At 37.2% G+C, this 25,905-nt stretch carries 29 protein-coding genes, 1 riboswitch and 2 other annotated features; of the genes, 22 read left to right on the top strand and 7 right to left on the bottom strand.

Annotated features, from left to right (window positions below):
- The first annotated feature begins 99 nt into the window (after window positions 1-99).
- From N7603_RS07300 to N7603_RS07275, 6 genes are all read left to right on the top strand, one after another.
- Window positions 100-1,293 carry a phosphoglycerate kinase gene (locus N7603_RS07300; protein ID WP_262096767.1) on the top strand — a complete coding sequence of 398 codons (1,194 nt, stop codon included), beginning with the start codon at window positions 100-102 and terminating at the stop codon, window positions 1,291-1,293.
- Between the two features lies 1 nt (window position 1,294).
- Window positions 1,295-1,834, top strand: coding sequence for a helix-turn-helix domain-containing protein (locus N7603_RS07295; RefSeq protein ID WP_262096766.1), 540 nt, complete (start codon window positions 1,295-1,297; stop codon window positions 1,832-1,834).
- 18 nt (window positions 1,835-1,852) lie between these two features.
- On the top strand, window positions 1,853-2,098 hold the full coding sequence (locus N7603_RS07290; RefSeq protein ID WP_262096765.1) for an HPr family phosphocarrier protein: 246 nt from the start codon (window positions 1,853-1,855) through the stop codon (window positions 2,096-2,098).
- A 9-nt stretch (window positions 2,099-2,107) separates the two neighbouring features.
- Entirely contained in the window at window positions 2,108-2,872 is a 765-nt protein-coding gene (gene tpiA / locus N7603_RS07285) for a triose-phosphate isomerase (protein WP_262096764.1), read from the top strand.
- A gap of 120 nt (window positions 2,873-2,992) precedes the next feature.
- The gene (locus N7603_RS07280) at window positions 2,993-4,111 is read left to right on the top strand and encodes an SLC13 family permease (RefSeq protein ID WP_262096763.1); all 1,119 of its coding nucleotides are present in this window, start codon (window positions 2,993-2,995) and stop codon (window positions 4,109-4,111) included.
- A 100-nt stretch (window positions 4,112-4,211) separates the two neighbouring features.
- The gene (locus N7603_RS07275) at window positions 4,212-4,424 is read left to right on the top strand and encodes a hypothetical protein (protein WP_262096762.1); all 213 of its coding nucleotides are present in this window, start codon (window positions 4,212-4,214) and stop codon (window positions 4,422-4,424) included.
- Between the two features lie 37 nt (window positions 4,425-4,461).
- Here N7603_RS07275 and rpsD read toward each other — a convergent pair whose 3' ends face one another.
- Together rpsD and msrC are read right to left on the bottom strand one after the other, a co-directional pair.
- A complete protein-coding gene (gene rpsD, locus N7603_RS07270) occupies window positions 4,462-5,061 on the bottom strand; it encodes a 30S ribosomal protein S4 (protein WP_262096761.1) in 600 nt (199 codons plus the stop codon).
- Window positions 5,062-5,249: 188 nt separating this feature from the next.
- Entirely contained in the window at window positions 5,250-5,693 is a 444-nt protein-coding gene (msrC, locus tag N7603_RS07265) for a free L-methionine (R)-S-oxide reductase MsrC (RefSeq protein WP_262096760.1), read from the bottom strand.
- Between the two features lie 68 nt (window positions 5,694-5,761).
- On the opposite strand from msrC, the gene thiI reads away from it, so the two are divergent.
- The 3 genes from thiI to N7603_RS07250 are packed head-to-tail and all read left to right on the top strand — an operon-like array spanning window position 5,762 to window position 8,581.
- The gene (thiI, locus tag N7603_RS07260) at window positions 5,762-7,024 is read left to right on the top strand and encodes a tRNA uracil 4-sulfurtransferase ThiI (protein ID WP_262096759.1); all 1,263 of its coding nucleotides are present in this window, start codon (window positions 5,762-5,764) and stop codon (window positions 7,022-7,024) included.
- Entirely contained in the window at window positions 7,002-7,709 is a 708-nt protein-coding gene (locus tag N7603_RS07255; protein ID WP_262096758.1) for a TrmH family RNA methyltransferase, read from the top strand. The genes thiI and N7603_RS07255 overlap by 23 nt, the downstream gene beginning before the upstream one ends.
- 2 nt (window positions 7,710-7,711) lie before the next feature.
- Window positions 7,712-8,581, top strand: a complete 870-nt coding sequence (locus N7603_RS07250) for a hypothetical protein (RefSeq protein WP_262096757.1) — start codon at window positions 7,712-7,714, stop codon at window positions 8,579-8,581.
- 49 nt (window positions 8,582-8,630) lie between these two features.
- Here the strand turns inward: N7603_RS07250 and def are convergent, their stop codons facing one another.
- On the bottom strand, window positions 8,631-9,212 hold the full coding sequence (def, locus tag N7603_RS07245; protein ID WP_262096756.1) for a peptide deformylase: 582 nt from the start codon (window positions 9,210-9,212) through the stop codon (window positions 8,631-8,633).
- Between the two features lie 97 nt (window positions 9,213-9,309).
- Here def and N7603_RS07240 point away from each other — a divergent pair, with 97 nt between their 5' ends.
- From N7603_RS07240 to N7603_RS07225, 4 genes are all read left to right on the top strand, one after another.
- Window positions 9,310-9,708, top strand: coding sequence for a YlbF family regulator (locus N7603_RS07240; protein ID WP_262096755.1), 399 nt, complete (start codon window positions 9,310-9,312; stop codon window positions 9,706-9,708).
- Complete coding sequence (locus N7603_RS07235) at window positions 9,698-9,931, top strand: DUF2129 domain-containing protein (protein WP_262096754.1); 234 nt, start codon at window positions 9,698-9,700, stop codon at window positions 9,929-9,931. Before N7603_RS07240 ends, N7603_RS07235 begins: the two co-directional genes overlap by 11 nt.
- A gap of 71 nt (window positions 9,932-10,002) precedes the next feature.
- Window positions 10,003-10,248: a 30S ribosomal protein S16 gene (gene rpsP, locus N7603_RS07230; RefSeq protein ID WP_262096753.1), complete on the top strand. Its 246-nt coding sequence runs from the start codon at window positions 10,003-10,005 to the stop codon at window positions 10,246-10,248.
- Between the two features lie 21 nt (window positions 10,249-10,269).
- Window positions 10,270-10,518 carry a KH domain-containing protein gene (locus N7603_RS07225; protein ID WP_262096752.1) on the top strand — a complete coding sequence of 83 codons (249 nt, stop codon included), beginning with the start codon at window positions 10,270-10,272 and terminating at the stop codon, window positions 10,516-10,518.
- A gap of 61 nt (window positions 10,519-10,579) precedes the next feature.
- On the opposite strand, the gene N7603_RS07220 is transcribed toward N7603_RS07225, so the two are convergent.
- Both N7603_RS07220 and N7603_RS07215 read right to left on the bottom strand, forming a co-directional pair.
- Window positions 10,580-11,308 carry a GGDEF domain-containing protein gene (locus N7603_RS07220; RefSeq protein ID WP_262096751.1) on the bottom strand — a complete coding sequence of 243 codons (729 nt, stop codon included), beginning with the start codon at window positions 11,306-11,308 and terminating at the stop codon, window positions 10,580-10,582.
- A gap of 33 nt (window positions 11,309-11,341) precedes the next feature.
- Window positions 11,342-11,515 (bottom strand): hypothetical protein, encoded by a 174-nt coding sequence (locus N7603_RS07215; protein WP_262096750.1) that lies wholly within the window; start codon window positions 11,513-11,515, stop codon window positions 11,342-11,344.
- Window positions 11,516-11,731: 216 nt separating this feature from the next.
- Between N7603_RS07215 and rimM the strand changes: the two genes are divergently transcribed.
- The 7 genes from rimM to N7603_RS07180 all read left to right on the top strand — a co-directional run bounded on the left by rimM (window position 11,732) and on the right by N7603_RS07180 (window position 20,591).
- Window positions 11,732-12,214 (top strand): ribosome maturation factor RimM, encoded by a 483-nt coding sequence (gene rimM, locus N7603_RS07210; RefSeq protein WP_262096749.1) that lies wholly within the window; start codon window positions 11,732-11,734, stop codon window positions 12,212-12,214.
- Window positions 12,211-12,939: a tRNA (guanosine(37)-N1)-methyltransferase TrmD gene (gene trmD, locus N7603_RS07205; RefSeq protein ID WP_262096748.1), complete on the top strand. Its 729-nt coding sequence runs from the start codon at window positions 12,211-12,213 to the stop codon at window positions 12,937-12,939. The genes rimM and trmD overlap by 4 nt, the downstream gene beginning before the upstream one ends.
- A 131-nt stretch (window positions 12,940-13,070) precedes the next feature.
- On the top strand, window positions 13,071-13,433 hold the full coding sequence (gene rplS / locus N7603_RS07200; protein ID WP_262096747.1) for a 50S ribosomal protein L19: 363 nt from the start codon (window positions 13,071-13,073) through the stop codon (window positions 13,431-13,433).
- Between the two features lie 153 nt (window positions 13,434-13,586).
- Window positions 13,587-14,582 carry a LacI family DNA-binding transcriptional regulator gene (locus N7603_RS07195; protein WP_262096746.1) on the top strand — a complete coding sequence of 332 codons (996 nt, stop codon included), beginning with the start codon at window positions 13,587-13,589 and terminating at the stop codon, window positions 14,580-14,582.
- Window positions 14,582-14,759 (top strand) — a binding site (T-box leader). Its footprint overlaps the gene before it by 1 nt.
- A gap of 49 nt (window positions 14,760-14,808) precedes the next feature.
- A complete protein-coding gene (gene tyrS, locus N7603_RS07190; protein WP_262096745.1) occupies window positions 14,809-16,047 on the top strand; it encodes a tyrosine--tRNA ligase in 1,239 nt (412 codons plus the stop codon).
- A gap of 9 nt (window positions 16,048-16,056) precedes the next feature.
- Window positions 16,057-16,893, top strand: a complete 837-nt coding sequence (locus tag N7603_RS07185) for a diacylglycerol/lipid kinase family protein (protein ID WP_262096744.1) — start codon at window positions 16,057-16,059, stop codon at window positions 16,891-16,893.
- A gap of 95 nt (window positions 16,894-16,988) precedes the next feature.
- Complete coding sequence (locus N7603_RS07180; RefSeq protein ID WP_262096743.1) at window positions 16,989-20,591, top strand: AMP-binding protein; 3,603 nt, start codon at window positions 16,989-16,991, stop codon at window positions 20,589-20,591.
- Window positions 20,592-20,607: 16 nt separating this feature from the next.
- Here the strand turns inward: N7603_RS07180 and trpS are convergent, their stop codons facing one another.
- Window positions 20,608-21,603, bottom strand: a complete 996-nt coding sequence (gene trpS / locus N7603_RS07175) for a tryptophan--tRNA ligase (RefSeq protein ID WP_262096742.1) — start codon at window positions 21,601-21,603, stop codon at window positions 20,608-20,610.
- A 44-nt stretch (window positions 21,604-21,647) separates the two neighbouring features.
- Window positions 21,648-21,832, bottom strand: a binding site (T-box leader).
- Between the two features lie 124 nt (window positions 21,833-21,956).
- Window positions 21,957-22,086: riboswitch (cyclic di-AMP (ydaO/yuaA leader) on the top strand.
- Between the two features lie 40 nt (window positions 22,087-22,126).
- Here trpS and N7603_RS07170 point away from each other — a divergent pair.
- Together N7603_RS07170 and N7603_RS07165 are read left to right on the top strand one after the other, a co-directional pair.
- Entirely contained in the window at window positions 22,127-23,464 is a 1,338-nt protein-coding gene (locus N7603_RS07170; protein WP_262096741.1) for a cation:proton antiporter, read from the top strand.
- A 1-nt stretch (window position 23,465) separates the two neighbouring features.
- Window positions 23,466-23,825 (top strand): hypothetical protein, encoded by a 360-nt coding sequence (locus N7603_RS07165; RefSeq protein ID WP_262096740.1) that lies wholly within the window; start codon window positions 23,466-23,468, stop codon window positions 23,823-23,825.
- Between the two features lie 82 nt (window positions 23,826-23,907).
- Here N7603_RS07165 and pepF read toward each other — a convergent pair whose 3' ends face one another.
- Complete coding sequence (gene pepF, locus N7603_RS07160) at window positions 23,908-25,671, bottom strand: oligoendopeptidase F (RefSeq protein WP_262096739.1); 1,764 nt, start codon at window positions 25,669-25,671, stop codon at window positions 23,908-23,910.
- Between the last annotated feature and the right edge of the window lie 234 nt (window positions 25,672-25,905).

Here is a 25,905-nt window from a genome sequence, read left to right as displayed (position 1 = left end):
TCTGATAACATTTTCATATGATATTTTCTAGTAAATCGCTATAACTAGTGATATAATATTGACGATTGATTACCATAACATTATTTTACGGAGGATACTATGGGAAAAAAGACGGTTAGAGATATTCAAGTCTCTGGAAAGAAAGTATTAATTCGTGTCGATTTTAACGTGCCAATGCAAGACGGAAAAATCACCGACGAAAATCGTATTGTGGAAGCATTACCTACCATTAAATACGTACTTGAAAAAGGCGGAAGAGCGATTTTATTCTCTCACCTTGGTCGAGTAAAAACTGCAGATGATAAGAAGGATGCTACATTAGCACCAGTTGCTAAGAGATTATCCGAATTATTAGAAAAGCCAGTTCTATTTGTACCTGAAACAAGAGGTGCACAATTAGAAGCTGCAATCAAAGGCTTAAAAGATGGCGAAATCTTAATGTTTGAAAACACACGTTTTGAAGACATTGAAGGCAATAAAGAATCTAAGAACAATCCTGAATTAGGTAAATACTGGGCATCCCTTGGTGACGTTTTCGTCAATGACGCATTCGGTACTGCTCACAGAGCACACGCTTCAAACGCAGGGATCGCTGCAAATATCAAAGAAACCGTAGCCGGCTTCTTACTAGAAAAGGAAATCGAATTTATCGGTGGTGCTGTTTCTAATCCAAAACGTCCTTTTGTCGCTGTATTGGGTGGTGCCAAAGTTTCTGATAAAATTGAAGTCATTTCCAACCTGTTGAAAGTTGCTGACAAAGTCATCATCGGTGGCGGTATGGCTTATACATTCTTGAAAGCTCAAGGCTATGAAGTCGGTACTTCAATTTGCGAATTAGAAAAAGTTGAACTCGCAAAATCCTTATTAGAACAAGCTCAAGGCAAAATTGTCTTACCTGTTGATTTCGCATTCACAGAAAAATTTGAAAATGAACCTGCTAAACATGTAGGTCCAATCACAGATATCAAACCAAACGAAATGTCCTTAGACATTGGACCTAAATCCATCGAATTATTCGCAAATGTCTTATGCACAGCGAAGACTGTTGTATGGAACGGACCAATGGGCGTATTCGAAATGTCCAACTACGCAAAAGGTACCATCGGTGTCTGCGATGCAATCTCTAAATTAAAAGACGCAATTACCATCGTAGGTGGTGGTGACTCTGCAGCTGCAGCCATTCAATTTGGTTACGCTTCAAAGTTCACACACATCTCTACAGGTGGCGGTGCTTCCCTAGAATATCTAGAAGGAAAATTATTACCAGGCGTCGAAATTGTTGCTAACAAGTAAAATGGATATCGGCAGTAAAATTCGAGAATTAAGACTCGAAAATGGTTTGACGCAAGAAGAACTAGCCAATCGACTTGAATTATCCAAGGGATATATATCCCAGCTAGAACACAATTTAGCGTCCCCATCCATGAATACTCTGTTTTCAATATTGGAAGTATTAGGCACGGATATCTCCGATTTCTTTAGCAATCAAACGGAAGAACAAGCTGTCTTTAAAAAAACGGATTTCTTCGAAAAAGAAAATAATGAATTAAAGCATAATGTTAGTTGGATTGTGCCTAATGCGTTAAAATATGAAATGGAGCCAATCCTGATTGAGCTCCTACCGAATGGAAAATCCTTTATGGATGACCCTCATGCAGGGGAAGAATTTGGTTATGTCCTTGAGGGTGAAGTGACTTTGGTGTTGAATAAGAAGAAACACATCGTGAAAACCGGTGAAACATTCTACTATTTAGCCAATAAAGAACACTACCTCATGAATCATACAAATAAAAAAGCGAAAGTACTATGGATTAGTACGCCGCCTATGTTTTAGAAAGGTGAATAAATAATTATGGAAAAAGAAGTCATTGTAAAAAGCACGACTGGATTACATGCAAGTCTTGCAGTGAAAATTGTTCAAGCCGCTTCAAAATATGCTGTGAATATCGAACTACACTATCAAGATAAAGTGGTAGACCTCAAGTCCATCCTAGGATTGATGTCTCTAGCAATTCCGCAAGGTCAAAACGTGCGTATTGTCGCAACCGGCAAAAATGCAGAAGAAGCCATCAACGAAATCGCAGCCATTTTAGTCTAAGGAGATTTTATGAATAAATTACGTAGACCTGTCATTGCAGGTAACTGGAAGATGTACAAGACCAGAGATGAAGCATTACAATTCATCTATGCGGTCAACCAAGAAGTACCAAGCAGAGATTTAGTTGAATCCGTTGTTTGTGCGAACGATGTATTTTTAAGGGATTTAGTGAAAAGACAAGGTGAAAACATCAAGATTGGTGCCCAAAATATGCATTATGCAGAAAATGGTGCCTTCACAGGTGAAACTTCCCCGTTAATGTTGGAAACTACTGGCGTTGAATACGTCATCATTGGACACAGCGAACGTAGAGCGATGTTCAATGAAACCGATGAAACGGTCAATTTAAAAGCGCATGCAGCGATTAAACACGAATTGACTCCAATCATCTGTGTCGGTGAATCCTTAGAAATTAGAGAAGCTGGAACAACTGATCAAGTCGTTAAAAATCAAGTAGTTAAAGCTTACCTAAATATCGATCGTAACCAAGCCTTAAAGACCATCATCGCTTACGAACCAATTTGGGCGATTGGCACAGGCAAAACAGCTACACCAGAACAAGCTGAAGAAACCATCAAGAATATTCGTGGTGTCATGAAAGACCTATATGGCGCTGACATTGCTAACCAAGTTAGAATTCTTTATGGTGGGTCCGTCAACACAAAGAACGTCGACAGTTTACTTGCACAAGAAAACATCGATGGTGCCTTAGTTGGAGGCGCATCCTTAGATGCTGCAAGCTACTTAACATTAGTAAATGCAGCTAAAAAATAACTAAAAACCAAACGCTGAAGTCGATAACGATTTCAGCGTTTTCTTTTTGAATTGATTCTTAACAAAAAGCGCGTATAATAGGTGTGGAAGCCTATGTGCTTGTGTTAAAGAGGGGTTATTGTGAAAGCCATTTTAAAGTATATTTATAAAGATAAAGTGTTCTTTATCGCATTTATTGCAGCACTTATATCAATGCTATTTGTACCAATCAATAAAGGTTATATCGATTATATCAATATTGAAGTGCTTGTTGTTATGTTCTCTTTGATGATTTCTGTCGCAGGTATGACCGATCAAAACTTTTTCTCCATGTTGGCGGTGAAGATGGTTAAGCATTTAAAAGATATGCGCACGATTGCGTATGTCATCGTGATGGCCTCATTTTTTTTGGGAATGCTTGTAACAAATGATGCTGTTCTTTTAACATTAGTACCATTCATGTTATTTGTAATGGGGAAAATTGGGAGAACTAAAGAATCCTTAATCATTGTCATACTCATGACTTTAGCAGCGAACTTGGGATCTGCACTCACTCCAATGGGTGACCCTCAAAATATCTATTTATATACAAACTTTGATCTTCCGTTTTGGGATTTCATAAGAAGTACTTCGATGATCACCATCACAGGGTTTGTGTTATTAAACTTGACCATTATCTTCATTTTTAAACAAGATATTGTCCACCCAATTGTGGAAGAAGTAAAAATAAAGGACTACCGATTGTACATATACTTTTTCACGTTTATACTCGCTTTCTTAACCGTAATCGGTTTCATTGAACCAATCTATACGCTCGTAGTGGTGCTTATTCTAGCACTCATCTTTGGACGTGAAATGTTTAAGAAAGTGGATTATCATTTGTTATTAACCTTCTTCATGTTCTTCATATTTACAGGTAACATAGGACAAATTGAACCTGTTAAACATTTCTTTGAAGACATTCTCAATAACGAACACAGCGTCTTCTTTACAGGCATTCTGACCAGTCAATTTATATCAAACGTACCGGCTGCAGTATTGTTATCTACATTCACACCAAATGAATACTTACTCAACCTTTTACAAGGTGTAAATATCGGTGCGATGGGAACATTAATTGGGTCACTTGCGAGTTTAATCACATTTAAGTTTGTTACACGTTTATACCCTGAACGCTTCAAAGAATACCTCATTAAATACACCATCATTTGTATTATTTACATGGCTGTGATTATTGGTGTAGTCTATATCCTAAAGTAAAATCACCTGAAATAGGGCATTTTTTTCAAATATATATGTCACAATTGAACCATATTTGGTGGATGCGATTCAAGGGTATAATCTTGCATACTCAGCATTTTTGTTTAAAGAAACTTATGCGGATGGTTTACAATATAATCACTTCATCATCGCGGCTAACATGGAAGATCAAATCCGTTTCTATTTAGGCATTCAAAAAGTAAAAATGGCATTATCATTGGACAACGAAATGTATCAATTAGATACCCATCTCTCGAATTATTACTTCAAAAAATTATACAATAAAGTGCAGCCCTTTGATAAGAAAGAGTAAGAAAAAAAGCATCCGTTTTGGATGCTTTTTAGTTCAATTAGCGGTTGTAGAATTCAACGATTAGTTGTTCTTTGATGTCCGGCATAATTTCATTTCTTTCTGGGTATCTTACGAATGTACCTACTAATGTAGCATCATCGAAGGATACGAAGTCTTTGCGTAATACCATCTTTTCAAGCGCAGCAGTGATAACTGCTAAGCCTTTGGATGTTTCACGTAGGGAAACTTTTTGTCCAGGAACTAAACGGTAAGATGGAATATCCACTTTGTTACCGTCAACTAAGAAATGACCGTGGTTAACTAATTGTCTTGCTTGTGCTCTTGAAGCTGCGAAACCTAAACGATACACAACGTTATCTAATCTAGATTCGAGTAGCTTTAAGAAGTTTTCACCGTGAACACCTGCAAGTTTTCTAGATTCAAGGAATGTTTTATGGAATTGCTTTTCAGAAACGCCGTAAGTGAATCTCACTTTTTGCTTTTCTTGAAGTTGTTGACCATATTCGCTGATCTTAGCTCTGCGTTGACCATGTTGGCCAGGTGCGTACGGACGACGTTGTAATTCTTTTCCTGTTTCAGAAATCGAATAGTTTAAACGACGGGAAACTTTCCAAGATGGACCTGTATAACGACTCATTATTTTTACCTCCTTATAGATTTGGTGGTAAAAATGCATTTTCAATGTTAAGGTGATCTTCAAATCGTGTTCGCCTTAAAGCAGAAAGGTTACTAACTACCCCGTTGGGAAGAGATCAAAATCTTAAAATTGTTGTGCCTGCTTTTACCGACAAGTGATATTATATACAATTGTGCTCAATAAGTCAATTATATTTCATATAAATCGATGATGACCATAGCGAGCTTTTCGAAAAAGTCTTGTAGTGGTTGATCAAAGCGATTAAAAAGTGGACTATCGATGTCCATCACCCCGATGGTTTTATCATTCTTAAATAGAGGAATAACCAGTTCAGAGTTTGAGTTTGAGTCACAAGCGATGTGGCCTTCAAATTGGTGAACATCAGGTACATTTAGGATTTCCTTCTTTAAAAGCGATGTACCACAGACGCCTTTACCGACTGCGATTTCAACACAGGCTGGAAGGCCTTGAAATGGTCCTAGGATGAGTTCATTGTTTTCATACAGATAAAACCCTGCCCAGTTTAAATCAGGGATATAAGCCTTAATAAATGCGCTGGCATTTGAAAGCAGCGAGACATTGTTTTTAGTTTCTTGAAGTAGTGCTTTAGCACTTTCTAATAATAGTTCCATAATTAACTCCTTTACATAACATATCCATTATAGCATGTGTTTATGGTAAAATGGTCCTTGGTGATAATATGTCTATGTATGACAAAGTCTTAATCCGCTTTGGGGATTTGATGCTCAAAGGGAAAAACCAAAAAATCTTTAGAGAACGCGCAATCGCGTTATTAAAACAAAATACCAAACACTTAAATGTGAATCTCGAGAAACGTCATGACCGTTTATTCTTGGTCATTAATGATACGAAGTTAGAGGATATCGAACAAGCATTAATGCGCGTTACTGGGATAGGTTCATTCAGCTTTTTCATGAGTTCTCTACCCGGCTACGAGGCTGTCGTTGAGAATGCAATCAAACTGATTCGAGCAGAAGTATTAACGCATAAAAGGTTTAAGATTGAAACCAAACGTGTGGATAAATCATTAAAAGAAACCTCACAAGAAATTACACAAATCCTCTCAAAAAGTATTCTAAAAGAAATCCATGATTTGGTTACAGTCGATGTAAAAAATCCTGAGGTTACCCTGCATGTTGAAATTCATGAAAATGAAGCCCTATTATACTTAGACTCTAAAAAAGGATTGGGTGGATTCCCGGTCGGTGTTGCGGGTAGAGGATTACTCTTGTTATCGGGTGGAATTGACTCACCAGTAGCTGGATTTTTGGCCATGAAACAAGGTGTTGAAGTAGAGGGGATTCACTTTGAATCGACTCCAATGACCTCAATCGAATCGGCTCAAAAAGTCATTGACTTAGCCAAGAAGATGTCTGTTTACGCTTACCGTCAAGAACTTCGAATTCATATGGTCCCTTTCTTTAAACTTCATCAAGAGATCATCGCTCGAATTTCGCCTAGTTATGTGATTACCGTGATGCGAAGAATGTTCTTTAGAGTCGCTGAGAAAGTTGCTCAAAAGAACCATGCTCTCGCGATAATTACAGGAGAGTCTGTGGGTCAAGTAGCTTCACAAACTTTAGATTCCATGCACACCATTGAAGCAGTGACAACCATACCTGTTTTAAGGCCTTTAATTACCTACGATAAGCAAGATATCATTAAGATCTCTAAACAGATTGACACGTATGATATTTCGATTCAACCATTTGAAGATTGTTGTACGATTTATACCCCAACAGGATCTTCAACGAAACCAAACATTAAAAAAGCATTGATCAACGAGAAGTTCATGGTAGATTATGATAAAATAATAGATGAAATCGTCAGTCAAACAAAGACGTTCGTAATTACGCCAGAAACCAACATTCGTTTAGAAGAGTTTGGTTTTACCGTGACCGAAGCCTGGGAGGCTATGCATGATCACATCGAAAGACAATGAGCAAATCAAATTCATTCAAAAACTTCAAACTAAGAAACATCGCGATTTGACACAGTCGTTTATGATTTATGGCGAGCATGTTATTCAAGAAGCGATTAAACAAGGTTTTGAACTCGATATTTATACAACCAATCCAGATCATCCAGGGACTCAAATTACCGAATCGTTAATGAAATTGGTATCTTTAACCGAAACCCCGATGATGGATTTAGCGATTGTTAAGAAAAAAGAAGCCTCACCCTATACTAACCGAATTTTAATGCTAGATGATGTTCAAGACCCAGGCAATTTAGGGACACTGATCCGAAGTGCTGTCGGTTTTGGATTTACAACCATCATTGCTTCAAATAACTCAGCAGATTTCTATAATGATAAAACCATTCGAGCTACTCAAGGCAATCTCTTTTACGCGAATTTGATTCGGACCGATTTAAAATCTGAAATCGAATCCTTGAAGAAAGATGGCTATACTATTTTTGCAACCGCACTTCATCAAAAAGCAATCGACATTAAAAGTATTCAAGTACCAGAAAAAGCTGTTTTAGTACTTGGTAATGAAGGTGCTGGTGTCAGTAAAGAAATACTTGATTTATCCGATTATTGTGTCTTTATTAAAACCAAAGACATTGAATCATTAAATGTTGCGATGGCAGGGTCCATCATCATGTATGAATGGCAGGTGTAATTATGAGTTTAACCGGTTATTTTGATCAACAATTTAAATCCATTGAAGCCCAAATTGATATGGCGAAACAACTCGATATTAAAGGGTTGTCTCTGCGCTATTTCAATGACCAAACCCTTCTAACAGTGGATACCAACCTCGTTAAAGAATTACCAGTTCGATTGAAGAAAGAGAAGATGTCGATTCTTTTAATTGATGCGCTTTATCACTATCCCTTGGTGACCATCAATAAAAACGAACTTTCGACGTTGTTTTCAAATGCAGAAGCATTAGGGACAAAGTATTTGGTGTTAAATCTACCGTCTATGACCTCATTTGATTTACAACACGATGATCTCATCACGCATGTGAAGTCTTTATTAGATGAAACCAAAAAGAAGCATTTCGAACTCGTCTTCAAAGTCAGTCCGGAACACGCTGTTGGTCAAATTGCGTACATTATCAATGAAATCAAAAACATCAAATTTGTATTCGATGCACCACTCATTTATAAACAAGGTGCGAGCGTGACGACAAGCTATCGCATTCTTAAAAATAATATTCAAATTTTATCTATTTATGATGTTGATAAACAACATGAACCTTATTTATTAGGTCTTGGTGCTTCAAGCATCGTCGACATTTTAAAGAAAGCCCATCGTGATAAATATAAAGGGATTTATGTGATGGATAATAACTTGAATACGTATATTGAACATCGTAAAGAAATCTATCAACAAAAGAAGGTCCTTTGGATTTTCTCTAAAAATAAAAAAGAAAGACTTCACTATCAACGAATGGATCAAAAACTCCATATCAAAGATACAGACGAACTTTCGTTGTTCGACATGCACAAAGTCTATCTAGCGGTCATTAAGAAAATTATCGAATAAGCGCTCATTAGAGCGTTTTTTTTGTAAAAAAAATAACGAGATTTTCTCGTTATTCAGCGATTAAGTCTTCTTCAAATTCTTCAAATAAAGGTCTTGCATTTGGAATTTCAACATATAACTTTGAGGTAAACATAATACCATCTAAATGGTCGTATTCATGTTGGAACACTGTGGCTGGATAACCACTTAGTGAACCCCTTTTAAGCTTAAATGAATTGGATTCTACATCGTATACAAAAGCCTCAAACTTGATGCTTAAGTGACGTGGGGTTATTCCCTCAGTCGGACGATCTACAGATAGACAACCTTCTCCACCATTAAGAAACACAATTTCCTCTGATCTTTGGGTAATTTTCGGGTTCACCACAATCATGGAATAGAGTTTACCATCAACATCATGGACATGCATCGCGAACATGCGTTTAGACACATTGATTTGTGGTGCAGCAATCCCAACACCTGGACGTAGTTTGTATTTTTGAGCGAGCTCATCGTCCTGTGAATTGATCACATATTGGAATAATGAGAAAGCGATTTGTTTATCTTCTTCACTGATAGGCATAGCGACTTTATCCGCGACTCTAGTTAAAGTAGGATGGCCTTCACGAATGATATCTTTCATTAAAATCATAATCAAACACCTCGTGTTAATTATAACATATTTACATTTATTCGTGCTTGTTTTGACAAAAAAACCAAAAAAACGTATAGTATTAATGGGTGATGTTATGGACCGTATGGCCATTTTGTTAAAAGCGTATGAAGTTGCTGATGAAATTAAATCGACAGACGCATTTAAGGACTTAGTTTACTATGGGACTTACATGCAAACAGAACTTAAAAAAGAAACAGAAGCCTATGTGAAAGCCATGACTAAGTTTAATGAAGTTCAAAACTTAGGTGGGACCTATCATCCAGATTTTAAACAGACTATTTTAGAATTAGGGGTTGCGAAGAGAGCCCTTTATGAAACGGAAGCTGTAAAAAAATATCTAGCAGCTGAACGTGCAATTCAGGGTATTCTCGATGATTTATCGAGAGACCTCGGACAAATCGTATCATCCCATGTGAAAGTGCCGAATGAAATCGGCTTATTTAAGGAGAAAAGTAGTTGCCATGTTGGTTAATCGGATATCTTATATCGTGTATTTTAAAAACAAAGAAGTGATTAGTAAGATTGAAGCATTGGATGTTAAAGTGTTTTATGTCTCACAAAAGGCCAAATACTGTACCATCTATATGGACAAGAATAAAGAAAAAGAAGTACGCCAAGCTTTAGAAAAAATGAAGGGCGTATCGAAGTATGAACCTTCCTTACTCCAAGCACAAGACGTAAAATTCGAAGTGTAAAGGAAAAATGCTTGACATTACTTTTTTATTCCGTATAATAGTAATGGAAAGATAAAAGGAGTGAAAATAATATGGTAAAAATCAGATTACAACGTTTTGGATCTAATAAGAGCCCATTCTATCGCGTAGTTGCTACTGATGCAACATCACCAAGAGATGGACGTTTCCTAGAAATCATTGGTACATATAACCCAGTTAAGAACCCTGCGATTGTTGACATCGACAAAGAAAAAGCAGCAAAATGGATTAACAACGGGGCTAAACCAACCGAAACCGTTAAGAACTTATTCAAAAAGTATTCCGTTTTAGAAAAATAACATCGAGGGGGATCGAGGAACATGGCAATCAATTATGATGGACTGATTAAAAGTATCGTTACGCCATTGGTGCTTCACCCTGAGGATGTACTTGTTAAAACACTTGCGGATGATGGGAGTGACCTTACAATCCAGGTTCTGGTCAATCAAGAAGACCTCGGCCGTGTCATTGGCAAGGGCGGTAAAATAGCCTCAGCCATTCGTACAATTGTTTATGCTGGTGCTTCTAAAGAAGGCAAGCACGTTAAAATTGACATTGACGCATTCTAAGAAAGAGATCTACTCTCTTTTTTTTGTCTTAAGACATCAAAAAAACACTCGTTGGAGTGTTTTACTTATTTTGATCTGGCTGATATATGGTGTAATGCCCTTTACCTTTGGCTTTTGAGACATACATGGTGCTGTCCCCTAAATTCAAAAGATTATGATACCCTTTGTTTTCATTGGTGATTTGAACAATCCCAATGGATACACTGACACCGATGCTTTCAGCAATCTCGTTTAAATGCTCAATATCGTGAATCAATTGCTTAGCTCGTTCAATGATTTGAGACTCCGTATGGTCGTAACAATATACAAAGAACTCATCTCCACCTAAGCGGTAGTAAAGGACGTTGTATTCCCATTTTCCAATAAAGTAGTTTGCGATATCAATAAGAAATTTATCCCCAGTTTGATGGCCATAACGATCATTAATTAGTTTGAAGTTATCAATATCCAAATACATCACAAAACAGTTCTCTGTTGAGTACAAATGGTCCATGTGCATCTTTAAGGTTTCACGAGTAAAGAGCTTTGTCAGAGGATCTTGATAGGTCTTTTGATAATGGATGATTTCTACTGGGGTATCCTCTTCAACACGAATAACCTCTGCGTATACAAATCGATGACCTTTGACTGTATGTCTTGTAAAACACATATATAACCAAAGTGGTTTATGGTCACGTTTCACTGGGATGTATAAATACAAAAAATCGATGAAACTCTCAAATTTCTTTTTGATGTTATTTAAAAACTGGTATTTACCTTCAACCTCAGCGAGTAGGTTATTTTCATCCACATACTCAATTAGGTCATTTATTAAGAATGTTTTTCAATCGGGTAAGGAAACGTTGCTTAAAGAACCGGTAACCAGTAGGGAGCGATACGGTCTTTCATTCAAGTCGATCACAAAAGAAACTGCATGCTTTGAATTAAACGCAATATCTTCAACGAAATCCACATCAAATTGTTTTTTCAGTAATTGAATGTTATCGTGGTTGATCATGCCATCATACCTCCCACTATTAAACACATAGTATCATAATTTGGATGTGAAATGAATGGCTTAGCGACTATTAACTATATAAAGAGCCTAATAATGAAATTGGAACCGTTTTCATCTTTAGCAGGTCACTCATGAATTAAATATATAATTGAAGGCGATACAAGCTTTTCATAGAATTTGAAGAAGGCTTTTGGTATAATTTAGTGTGGTGATTATATGGCTTATGAAATTGGAAAAATCCTGAATACACATGGTATTAAAGGTGAGGTTAAAGTCAAGACAAACAGTGATTTTGACCGCTTTAAAAAGAATAAAAAAATCTATACTGTGATTAAAGATGAACGTGTTGATCTTAAAATTACAACCGTTAGAGAAGCGAAAGACCATCTCATCATTGGGTTTGATGCGTTTGACAATATCAATCAAGTGCTCCATCTAAAGGGTGCTGTTTTATACACGGATGAAAAACCAAAACTCAAAAAAGATGAGTTTCATTACCAAGACTTAATCGGTAAAAGGGTTATCAATCAGCACGGTGTTGAAGTTGGATACGTCACGGATATCCTTGAAGTGCCTCAAGGCCATTTATTACAAATTGAAAAAGATGAGAAGAAATCGTTGGTTCCGTTTGTTGGTGCCTTCGTTAAAGATATTCTAGAAGATACCATTACGATTGAAGAAATTGAGGGGCTTCTATGAAAATTGACATTGTTACGATTTTTCCTGATATGCTCAAAGCGTGTTTGGATGAGTCGATTATTAGAAGAGCGGTTGGTATCAATCTAGTCGAAATTAATATCGTTGATTTAAGGGATTATAGTGTGCTAAAACACCGTAAAGTCGATGATACACCTTATGGTGGTGGCGCTGGAATGTTGATGCAATTTCCACCATTTTATCACGCAATCAAAGCCTTGAAACAGGAAAATTCAACCGTGATTATCACCAGTCCAAGGGGACAAGTTTTTAATCAAGAAACCGCAGAACGATATGCTAAACTAGACCACTTAATCATTCTAGCTGGACACTACGAAGGTATCGATGAGCGTGTTTATAACTTCATCGATGAAGAAGTCTCGATGGGGGATTTTGTCCTAACGGGTGGTGAATTGCCAGCGATGATGATCACAGACGCTGTTGTTAGACTATTAGACAATGTAATTAAAAAAGAGTCTCATGAAAATGATTCCTTTTCAATGGGATTACTCGAACACCCACACTACACCAAACCAGCAGTCTATGAAGGATTTGAAGTCCCAGAAGTCTTGCGGACCGGAAATCATCAAGAAATTGCGAAATGGCGTCGTTATGAAGCTTTAAAACAAACGTATATGAAGCGTCCTGATTTACTTGAAAAAGCCGAGCTTTCAAAAAGTGATTTAAAGATGATCGAAGAAATCAAGAAAGCTGTCGACGAAAAATAAGATAAATAAACATAAAATGACTTGCACAAAGTCTATATCTATGATATAATTCGAAATGCCGTTAAACCGGTAAAGCACAGTGGTCCGCTAGAGAAACCTTTATGAACACTGGAAGATTAGGAGTGAGTACTATGGCAAGAGCAAAAGGTCAACAATTGATCAAAGAGCTTACGAGCGCATACATGAAGGAAGTTCCAACTTTCTATCCAGGTGATACTGTAAAAGTGTATGTAAAAATTAAAGAAGGTAACCGCGAACGTATCCAATTATTTGAAGGATTGGTCATCAAACGTCAAGGTGGCGGTATCAGTGAAACTTTCACAGTTCGTAAGATTTCCTATGGCGTTGGAGTTGAAAGAACATTCCCAGTGAATGCACCTACAATCGATCGTCTAGAAGTTGCTAGAAGTGGTAAAGTAAGAAGAGCTAAGCTCAATTACATCAGAACATTATCCACTAAAGCTGCACGTATCAAAGAAAAGAGATCTATCTAAGGAATTAAAACCAGTGAATGCTGGTTTTTTTCTTTTTTAGGGCTTTATAAAGCAATATGTAAAATTATGAAAACGAATGAAAGAATTTTCATAAATCTATTGAAAGCCTTTACACGACATGATATAATAACTGTGTTATAAGGAGTTGAAATTATGAGCGTTAAAGTTACAATTTATGAAGTTGCACTCGCCGCAAGAGTCTCATTAGCAACCGTATCTAGAGTTTTAAATAATCCAGAAAAAGTTAAACCAGACACGAGAGAACGCGTCTTAAAAGTCATTAAAGAATTAGGTTATCGTCCTAATGCCATTGCGAGAGGTCTCGCAAGCCGCAAAACCACAACCGTGGGTGTTTTAGTTTCGGATATCACCAGAGCTTCCGTTGCTGAAATGTTAGGTGGTATATCCGATATTGCGATGAAATATAGTTACTCCATCAAATTATTCTCAGCTCATGAAGATGTGAATATTTTAGAACTCATCAACGATATCGTCGCTGAACAAGTCGATGGTGTTTTGATTCTAAACGATGAACTTGATATCAACCGTATGAAGAAGGTTCAAGAATTATTTGATGAAAACGAAATTCCATTCGTTCTTGCAAATGTTGTCTATGAAGACAAATCGGTACCGAGTGTTTCTATCGACTATGAAAAAGCAGGGTATGAAATTACCAAACTTATGTTAGAATCTGGTCGTAAAGACATCTACATGTTATCTACCGTAAGAAAATACTCCGTCAACGATAAGAAAGAATTGGGTTATACCAAAGCGATGCAAGAAGCGAACTTGATGCCACGTATTTTCAGAACATCCGGTACGACTTCCGTAAACCGTCAACATTTTGCGAATTTCTTCGCAGATAAGATCATTGATGGTGCGATTGGTGTACGTGACTCGATTGCAGTATCGTTTATGAATATTGCGAATGAAACAGGACGTAATGTACCTGAAATGGTATCCGTTGCGGGCTTCCAAAATACAAAGTATGCGCTTTTATCTCGTCCAACCTTGACGTCGATTGATATCCCGGTGTATGATATCGGTGCTGTAGCCATGAGATTATTGACTAAACTCATGAATAAAGAACAACTCGATTCACTTCAAGTTGTATTACCTCACTACATCGTGAGAAGAGAATCATTATAATTGAATCGTTGAAGAAAATTTAGTAGGTTTGTCCTTATGAATCTAGAGACTTTGTGTTTGGTGAAAACAAAGCAGAGGTTAAACTGAAGTACACTTTTGGAGATTCAAACAATTTTAAGAGTGCTATGGGCAACCATAGAACTAAGGTGGTACCACGATTTTACAGTCGTCCTTAGATTGATTTTTAAGGACGGCTTTTTATTTTTTATCAAAGGAGAAAACAACAATGACACTATTTGAAGATTTACAATGGCGTGGGTTCGTTAAAGACGTTTCAAACGAAGAAAAAGCCAAAGATTTATTAGACAATCAAAAAACCAAATTTTACTGTGGTTTTGACCCAACTGGTCAAAGTTTAACTGTGGGACACTTAGTCCAAATCGTTAGAATCATGCTGATTGCGAAATATGGACACACACCAGTCGTCCTAATCGGTGGGGCTACCGGTTTAATTGGAGACCCAAGACAAACCAGCGAACGTAAGTTACTCACACTTGAAGAATCCTTACAAAATGCAGAGAAGATTAAAGTTCAACTGTCTCAGTTCCAAAAGGATGCGATTTTTGTCAATAACTACGATTGGATTTCGAAAATTGATATGATTCATTTCCTAAGAGATTATGGTAAGAACTTTAACATCAACTACATGTTATCCAAAGAAACCGTTCAAGCAAGACTGGATACAGGTATCTCATATACTGAATTTTCTTATATGCTCATACAAGCGATTGACTGGTTACACCTCTATCAAACATTGGATTGCAAAATCCAATTTGGCGGGTCTGACCAATGGGGGAATATTACCACTGGTTTAGAACTTATCCGTAAAACGGTAGGTGATCAACACGACGCCGTTGCGATGTCCTCACCGTTATTATTAAAGGCGGATGGTACGAAGTTTGGTAAGAGTGAATCTGGCGCGTTGTGGCTAGATGAATCGTTAACCAGTGCGTATGAACTCTATCAGTATTTCTTAAATACAGCAGACGATGATGTTTTAACGTATTTCAAGATGCTCACTTTATTATCTAAAGAAGAAATCGAAGCGATTGTAGAAGTCTCCAAAGCTGAACCAGAAAAACGTATCGCACAAAAACGCTTAGCAGCTGAAATTGTCGAACTTGTTCATGGTAAAGAAAAACTAGCGAGCGCTCTAAATGTAACAGAATCGTTATTCTCAGGTGAATTCTCTAAGTTATCTTTAAATGAATTAATGATGGCTAAAAAAGGTTTGGATTCCGTTACTGTAGAAGGCGAAATCAACATCTTAGATGCGTTGGTTGAAACCAAACTCGCTTCATCCAAACGTGAAGCCAGAGAATTTGTGAAAAGTGGTGCGGTTTTAGTCAATGAAGCTAAGATTACTGAGTTTGAACACCAAATCCATAAAGCTACTGCTTACTTTGAAAAATATGTTATTATAAAAAGAGGAAAGAAGAAGTTTGCACTTGTTGAACTCTTATAAGGAGGGTCTATGGATATCATTCTTTATAACCCATTGTCACGAAACGGAAAAAGCCATGCGATTGTGAATGACTTAGTCAAAAAACTTGAAGCAGAAGGCCACCAAACGACGGTTCATAGTATTTTAGAAATTCCCACGGTTGCTAATTTCATCCAAGACGTTTCTAAAGAGGACCGCGTCATTGTTTTGGGTGGAGATGGTACTTTACACCACTTGGTTAACTCCATTCGTGGGTATGATATCGAACAGCCAATCTATGTTTTGAAGGCAGGTACAGGTAATGACTTTATTCGCAGTATCCCTTCAAATGAACACCTCATCAAAATCAATGATTATATAAATGACTTACCTAAAGTGACTGTGAATGGTCAAGAGTCCTTATTCTTAAATGGTACCGGTATTGGTATCGATGCCTATGTTTGCCATTTAGTGAATACCTCAACCAAGAAGAAGTCTGCATCAAATTACTTCAAGCACGCTTTAAAAGCCTTTTTAACCTATAAACCAAGTACCGCTGAAATCACCATTGATGGGGTTACCAAGATTTACAAAAAGGTGTGGTTTGTCTTAGCGGCGAACTCGGTGTATATGGGTGGTGGCATGAAGTTCTCACCAAATTCTGTAAGAGGTGATGATCTTCTCGAATTCATGATTATCCACCGTGTACCCAGATTTATTTTATTTTTAATTTTCCCAACGATCTATTTTGGAAAACACGTATGGTTTAAACGCTACGTCAAAATCATCCAAGGTAAAACCATGGATGTCACCTACGGCAAGATGTCTTATCTTCAAAAAGATGGCGAAGCTGTGAGTCCTGTTCAATCCATGCATATCGAACGCTAAGTTAAAAGATTCCCTGAGTGGGATCTTTTTTTGTCATAAAAATGACATATTTTTTTGTTATGATTAGTATACAGTAAATTTTAAAGGAGAACTGAGTGAAGACACTTTCGCATTTACAATTGAGCGTTTATTACGCGAGTATTCAAAATAAAAACTATCCAACTCAAATTGGGTGTGTTTTAGATCTGTCTACAGTTGCCTATGATGAGTTGAAACTGACAAATTATCTCCAAACGATTATAGATTTAAATCAAGGTTTATATGTTGAAAATAATGTTCCCTATTTCAAAATATCCAATCAATCACTAAAAATATCAAAGGTCAGTTATGAAGAGAAAGAGGCATTTCTTGAAACACCCTTTGTTCTAGATGGGGGATTACTTTATAGGGTAGGATATGATAATAGAAACCATAAACTCATTTTTGTATGCCATCACATTTTACTTGATGGTGTATCGATTCAATATCTAATGCGTCAAATCTACCAACTTTTACAAGGTCAAGCTGTAGATTTTTTTAAAACAAAATCAATTGAGAACAGCTACGATGAATCTAATCTAAACTGGTTCATCGAAAGTATAAAAAATAACGAACCTACATTCATCAAACCTTTTCTGCCTAAGGGTGAACTCTATAAAGCTAAACGTATATCTGTCCTGATTCCTTTTAAAACTAAACGACCATTAACCTTATTGATAGAAGCTGCGATTGCGTTATATATCGGATATCTCAATTCAAAAGAAACTGTCCGTTATGGTGTGGTATTCTCACAAAGAACCTCTAGCACAAAGACTGCACTAGGGATGTTCTCACAAGCTTATCCAATACAAATCAATATCACTGGAAATCGCACCATAGAGTCTTTACTAAGTAGTATCGAATCCTCACATCTGTCGGTATTACGAAGACGTTTCATACCATTTGAACCTTTATTAAATGCTTCAAAAAAAGCCCATCATACAACCTCTTTATTCGATGTTACAATTATTAATCAATCATTGAATGTGGATGAAAACACCCCGATAGAACCTCTATTTTACCCAGTTATCGATCAAAGTTTAGTCATCAATATCTCGAATCAAAAAGAACCTATTCTATATATCGATTATGCGGTAAATGCTTATGATGATCATCAGATTGGAAGTTTCATCCATCAATTTATGAAACACATTCAAGCACTTGATGTGGCCGATACCATTGACGATTTGTCTTTGAGTCCAAATAGTCCAAACAAAGAGGATGACAAACCATCCCCTAATCTACTAGATATTTATTATGCGAACCTAGAGCCGCATTTAAATGATATCGCAATCCAAGATCAATTTGCGTATACTTATCAACAACTTGAAAGCGAATCGAATCAGTTGAGTCATTATCTGTATAATGTCGATGTTCCACTCATTATCTTAGAAGGGGATAAATCCTATAACGCCATCTTAGGTATGTTATCCGCGATTAAAGCCTCGAAACCCTTTGTTTTTAGAACCAGTGAAACAGCGATTTATTTAGATGAACCTCTGGATTTAGATACAAAACATTGGATGAATTATCCCACGACTAAACTTGATATAGATGAGAATGAAATCCTAGCTTACTACTTTACTTCAGGGACTACCGAAAGAAAACAAATCGCTTTAAAAAACAGTGGTTTAGCACATCACTTAACCTACGCACCTTACATCCAAACTGCGCATGATTTAAGTGCGATTCCACTGATTTCAAAACTGCATTTTGATATGAGTTTAGAAGAGATATGGGTAGCTTTAAAACACAAACTAAAACTGGTTATTCTTAATGATGAAACATTCATGGACCCTAAACAAAGAAGAAGGGTCCTTGAGAATCATCCGATTGATGGCCTCACTACTACACCTTCGATCCTCAATATTCTTTGTAATCAAAATCAAAACATCTTTGAACGACTCAAATGGGTGGTATCCGGTGGGTCTAGTCTGACTCAAGGTTTGTTAACAAACTTACTGCGTTATCCTAAAATGAAAATCTATAACAGCTATGGACCCACTGAAACCACCATTGCTGTAACTTCTACACAAATTAAGACACCGAATGATATCCCTATTGGCACGCCTCATCCAGGCATTCAAATTAAAATAATGAATACCAAACCCTTGCCCTATGGTGAAATTGGACAAATTTATGTATCTGGAAAAATCCTTAGTCCGTCTGTACCAACCATAGCCATCGATGGGGTTCCTTATTATGAAACAGGTGATTATGGCTATCAAAGAGAAGACCAAATGGTTTACTATGTTGGTCGAAAAGACCGTCAAATCAAGCGGAATGACCATCGAATTGATTTGAATTATATTGATACAATCCTCCGAAATCACACATCGATATTAGGTGCTCATTCTGAATCTAAAGAGAATCAAATCGTAACGACTTATCAAACAATAAATACGATTGAAAAAGATGAGCTTTGGGCATATATCTATAAACATTTACCTAAGAGTCATTATCCTAATCAACTCATTTATACCAATTTAATGACACCAGAAGGTAAAATCCAAAAGGCATTTGTGTCAACAAGAACCATTTTCAAACCTAAGAAAACCATTGAAAAACTGTTTGATCAAATGCTTCGTCAATTGCTTAATATAGATAAAATTTACCTTGATAACACCTGGATGGATTTAGGCGGGGATTCCTTACTAGCTGTCCAAACATTAGCCATCTTAGACCAATATCAAATCTATATAGATGTCGATACATTATTAAATGGGACAGTCGAAGCGATGATTCAGACTTTAAAGAAAGCCACCACTGATTACAGTATAGTGAGACTATTAAGTGAGGTTGAACCCATTCGTAATCCTAAACGCGTTTGTTTGTATGGCGGAAATGGGTTCTTAGGGATTCACCTACTAGAAACCCTACTCAATGAGCCTCAAATCGAGATTATTTGTCCTTTAAGAGTATCACTTGCAACATTGAAAGAAGACTATTTCTATTATACTGAAACGATGCTTGATGAATCCCATGTGAAGGTTATTCCATTTGAAACGTCGATTGAAGAAGAACCCATCGACCTAATCCTTAACGCTGCTGGTAATACACTTTATAACAGTTCTAATACCGATTATGAATCCATCAATATTGAGTTTGTCAGGCAGTTATCGAAATTTTCTATAGTAAATAGGGTTCCACTGATTCACATATCTACAACCGGTATTGGGCTATATGATTTTACGTTTAAAGAAACCACACGTAAGCTAAGACATCGCTTTTTAAATCCATATTTAGAAAGTAAAGTTAAAGCGGAAGCAGAGTTGTTAAGTGAATCAAGCTCTTGGATTCGAATCGTTCGTGTTGGTAATTTAACCCCTTCTTTAAAACGATTTAAACAAGAACTTCGTAAAAAGAATGCTTTCATTCATTCGTTAGGTAAGATTGAACCAGACTTTTCACTCTCGATGGGTTTTGATATCACACCGGTTGATGTCGCATCTAAGGCGATTTGGACCAGTTTGAAATTTAACGCACAAATTGTCCATATTTTTAATCCACAGGTTTATGCAATCAAAAAGGGTTCTTTGATTGAAGTTAGGACTGCCTATCCAATAAAATGTAAACAGACACAGGGCTTGCTAAACGCTAAAGGGTTTACTTATCCGATTCTATCACATACGTATTTATCTAAATTAATTGAATTAGCAAAAAAAAATAGGGGTGCCTAAGGGCTCCCCTAATTGATTATTTAACGCGTCCTAAACCGATACGTTTGTAAACCTTTTGAATTTTCTTATAGGCGACTGCGCGCGCTGCGTCTCTACCTTGATCTAAGATATCATCGAGTTCTTTAGATGCGAGTAAAGCTTGATAGCGTTCTTGAATCGGTTTTAGGAATCCTGCTAAGGCTTCGGCTAAATCCGATTTAAAGGTCGCGTAGTTAGAGTCTTTATAGTGCGCTTCAAGTTCAGGAATGGTTTTATCCGAAATTAAAGAGTAGATGGTGAGTAAATTTGAAATCCCGGGCTTATGTTTAAGATCGTACTTGATTGCAGTATCCGAATCAGTGACTGCGGATTTGATTTTATTCTTAATCGCGTTGATGTCATCCAAAATGTAGATGATAGATTTTGGATTTTCATCGGATTTACTCATCTTCTTGGTTGGTTCTTGTAAGCTCATGATCTTACCGCCCACTTTTGGTGTAAATGGTTTTGGAACAATAAACGTTTCACCATGTTGTGAATTAAAGCGTTCTGCGAGGTTACGCGTGAGTTCAAGGTGTTGTTTTTGGTCTTCCCCAACCGGTACGATATCTGCGTCGTAAAGAAGAATGTCCGCTGCCATCAAAGCAGGGTAGGTAAGCAAGTTCGAACGAATTCCTTCAGCTTGTTTTAATTTCTTATCCTTATACTGAGTCATACGTTCAAGTTCAGGCACATAAACGGTTGATTCCATGATGTAACCTAACATCGAGTGTTCAACCACTTCTGATTGAACGAACAGATGAACTCGGTTTGGATCTAGACCACACGCTAAATAGAGCGCAGCTAAACTACGAATGTTCTTTCTTAGTTGGGTTTTGTCTTGTGGAACAGTAATCGCGTGTAAATCAGCGATAAAAATGAAGAATTCGGTGTCCTTTAATTCTTCTTGTAGCGCGATAAATTGTTTAATCGCACCTAAATAATTGCCTAATGTGATCAACCCAGATGGTTGAATGCCTGATACTAATCTCATATGAAACCTCCTATATTAAATAAAAAAACGTCCTTAGAAATCACTCTAAGGACGACAATGTCGCGGTACCACCTTAGTTCTATGGAAACCCATAGCTCTCAAATGTCTTTATAGCAGACCTGCTCATACTCAGTAGGCCCATTCATTTATATATCCTTTGAAGGCTCACACCATTCCTTCTCGCTTTTAAAGGCATCTATAAATTACTATTCTACGTCTTCGTATATGCATATTTTATGACAAAAAGGGTAAATTGTCAAAATATATTCAACTATTGTAGAAACGATTTACGGATGATACCGCTTTAATCATTTTTATGAGTTGACATTCATTGTAATGATAGTATAATCAAATTGTTGATATCTCCGAATCAATTGAGTGGGGGAACCGAGTTTTAGGGGTGAATGGTTTTATTAATAAACCTAAGGATACTTAATGTCCTGAATCCGTCAGCTAACCTCATAGGAGTCATTAGGCGTATAAACCACTATGCGTTTTTTTTGTTTTAGAAGGAGGAAAAACTATGGATATTTACGGTTTAATCTTTAAGATTTCCATCGTATTATTGGTGGGATTCATTGGCGCAATAATTGCGCGCAAATTCAAAATGCCAAACGTATCGGGTTACTTGGTACTTGGGCTATTACTCGGGCCTACGATGGGTCTAATCTTTAAAGGGTACCCAGGTTTCATCACGATGGAAGAAAACAACAGTATGGAATTCATCGGTGAAATCGCACTCGCGTTTATCGCATTCTCAATTGGGAGTGAATTCGCGATCAAAGCGATTAAAAAGATGGGTAAATCTGTAATCATATTAACGACTACTGAAGTAATTGGAGCGGTTCTCATTGTGTTTATTGCAATGCTATTAGTACCAAAACCTGTAGATATCGTATCGAGTTACTTACCTTTTGCAAATAGAAATATTGCTTTCGCTTTAATTCTTGCCTCGATGTCTGCCGCAACCGCGCCAGCAGCCACACTCATGGTCATTCGTCAATACCGTGCTTACGGTCCGGTCACTAAAGCCATCTTACCAATTACTGCATTGGATGATATATACGGGATTGTTGTATTCGGATTCTTCATTTCCATTGCACAAATCTTAGTCCCACAAGGCGTGGTTCAACCCGCTTGGTTGATGTTCTCAAAACCATTTATTGAAGTATTTGGGTCCGTTTTATATGGATTATTAGTGGGGACAATCATATCTAAAGCAGCGAACAAGTTCGATAAGAACCGTGACGATATGCAAGTCATCGCGTTGATTGCAGTTTTATTCACGATTGGATCAATCTCCTTACTGAACCACGAATTACACCAATATGGTATTGGATTCTCACAATTACTGGCTAACATCATGGTCGGTTCAACAATTGCAAACCTCGCGAAACAACCATCAAGAAGTTTCACAGCCATCAACGATTTCGCTACCCCATTCTATGTCATGTTCTTCACCCTCGCTGGGGCAAGTCTTGATTTAGCCGTACTAAAACAAGATTCTCTCATCATCTGGGTGAGCTTAGTCTATATTTTTGCTCGCGGTGGTGGTAAAATATTGGGTATACTGGTCGGTGCGTATATGGTCGATTCTCCAAAGACCGTCAAGAAGTACTTGGGGATTGCGTTATTACCACAAGGTGGCGTCTCGCTTGGCTTACTCGTCATCGTTCAAGCTCAGATGAAGCCTCTTTATCCAACCATCTCAACCATTATCATGTTATCGATTTTAGTCTATGAAACCTTTGGTCCAGTATTCGCCAAATATTCGATTACAAAAGCTGGCGAAGTCAATGGATTGGATCGCTTGGATGAACTATCCAGCGTTGAAGGTTTAGAAGTCGCAGGAGGACACTAATATGCAAGCTTTATTCATCGTATTAAATGATTTATCCTATCTAGATCAAATCTTATCCAAATTCTTAGAACTTAAGGTTCGTGGTGCAACCATCATCGATTCACAAGGGATGGCTTCAGCAATCATGAACAACGAAGGTCTCAGTATGTTAATGTCTGGTCCATTCCAACGCAGTTTAGATACGGAACAAAAAGGTTCGAAGACCATTTTCACCGTCATTCCAGAAGTTGAAAAAGTCGAAGAAGTCGTCAATGAAGTCAGAAAGATTGTTGAAAAATCTAAAAAGCAAGTTATCGGATTTATGTTTACAGTCCCTGTATCAGGCATTTATCCAATGAAACCTAAATTCATTCAAAAATAATAAAGAAAGTCCGTCATAAAAGGCGGATTTTTTTTTAGTATTCATATAAAAAACAGCGAGTTTAGATCGCTGTTTTTCGTGGTTAGCTCTTTAATACATCCTCTAATTGGTCAATCAATTCATTGAAACGGTTGATTACAGCTAAGAAGGTTTGTTTATCGGTTAAGTCTGCACCAGCAATCTTAGCGATATCGACTGGATAAGCTGAACCACCCGCTTTTAACATCTGGATGTAGTTAGACATCGCGTTTGGTAAGCCCTTCTTGACATTTTCATAAATCTTCAAGGAAGCACTGTAAGAAGTTGCGTATTGATACACATAGAACGGTGTATGGAATAGGTGTGGGATATACGCCCAAACATATTGTTTACCATTTTCTTCAGTGATGTCGATATCATAATAGTGCTTGTATAAATCGATCATGATTTTTGACAAAGTCGCTTCGGTAATTGGAATACCTTGTTCGACTAGCTTATTTGCTTCGTATTCATAGGTAGCGAATAAGGTTTGACGGAAGAAGGTTGCCATAATACCATCGATTTCATTTTCGAGTAAGACGATTTTTTCTTCCTTGGTAGTCGCTTTAGATAGTAGATAATCACCTAGTAAATGTTCGTTAAAGGTAGATGCGATTTCAGCGACGAAAATGACATAGTCCGCAATCGCCATTGGTTGAGCTTCGTTGGAGAAAATGGTGTGTGCACTGTGACCGGCTTCATGCGCGAGCGTGAAGACAGAGTCTAGTGTTTCATCGTGGTTTAATAAGATGAATGGGTGCCAGCCATAGAAACCGCTCGAGTAAGCGCCTGTACGTTTGCCATCTTTTGGAGATACGTCAACATAACCGTCTTCTAAAGCTCTACGTTCATTTTTAACGAACTCAGGGTCTAAACCTTCTAATGCCTCAAAGAACATTTGACGGGCTTGTTCATAAGGGTATTTGATATTACTTTCAGCAAGCTTTAAGAAACGGTCGTAAGTTCTATACTTATCTAAACCTAGGTATTTTTGTCTAAGTTTAATATAACGCTTGATTGGACCCACGTTTTCATAAGCTACATCCTTTAAATTCATAAATACAGATACAGGAATGTTATTTCCAAATAGTCTACCTTCAAGTGCAGATTTGTAACCTCTTGATTTGTAAGAAGCTGCCATATTTTGAAGGACTAAGTTATAAAGGTTTGCGAAGGCATTCTTATTGTCTTTATAGCGTTTGAATGCAGCTTCAAAGACCAATTGACGGTCTGCTGGATTTTTTAATGTTGGTAAAATCGCACGGTAGTTCGATTGGGTAATCTTCATCTTTTCGCCCGTCGATAATTGGACTTCTTCATCGGTACGGTCACCAACTGCTAAAGCGTTATACATCGAAGTTGGCACGCTGAAGATTGGGGAGTGGAACGCTAGGATGCGTTCGTTGTCGTCGGATAGAACGTGTTCTTGTTGATGGAACAACTTTTCAATTACGAAACGGTACGGCTTTAAGCGTTCGTCTTTTTCAACAAAGCTTAAAATCAAATCTTTTCCTGCCGCAATCACTTCTGGTGAGAAGAATGAGGTGACTTGGGTCATGCGTGATAATTTTAGTAACACGCTTTGGTACTTAGACCCTAATACGTTGTCTCTTAAGTTCAAATCCGCTGCTAAGTGAGCATAAGGATAAACCTTATACAACAAATGGCTGATTTCTTCTTCTAAAAGAATGTAATCTCTAAATCCTTCAAATGTATTCAATTTACCTTTGAAAGCACTAAATTCATCTATTCTAGATTCGAATAAATCGACATCTTTTTGCCACGCATCGAAGTCTGGATAGAATACGGATAAATCCCATTGACTCATAATATCAATTCCTTTCAATATTAGTATCTATTATAAACCATATAAGCAACATTTTACACATCGATTACATCGAGACAACTAAAAACCAGACATATTTATATGAAATTGTGGGATAAACCCATTGAAATCGTTTTCGAATATTGCTAATTAGAAATATTTCGTATATAATGAATGAGCAATCAAATAAACAGAAAGTGCTATAGGATAATACCTATACCCAGGAAGGGGAAGACT

Origin of the sequence: Paracholeplasma vituli, from assembly GCF_025446935.1 — a bacterium.
GTDB lineage: Bacteria > Bacillota_I > Bacilli_A > Acholeplasmatales > UBA5453 > Paracholeplasma > Paracholeplasma vituli.
This window is presented reverse-complemented; position numbering and strand designations above follow the sequence as displayed.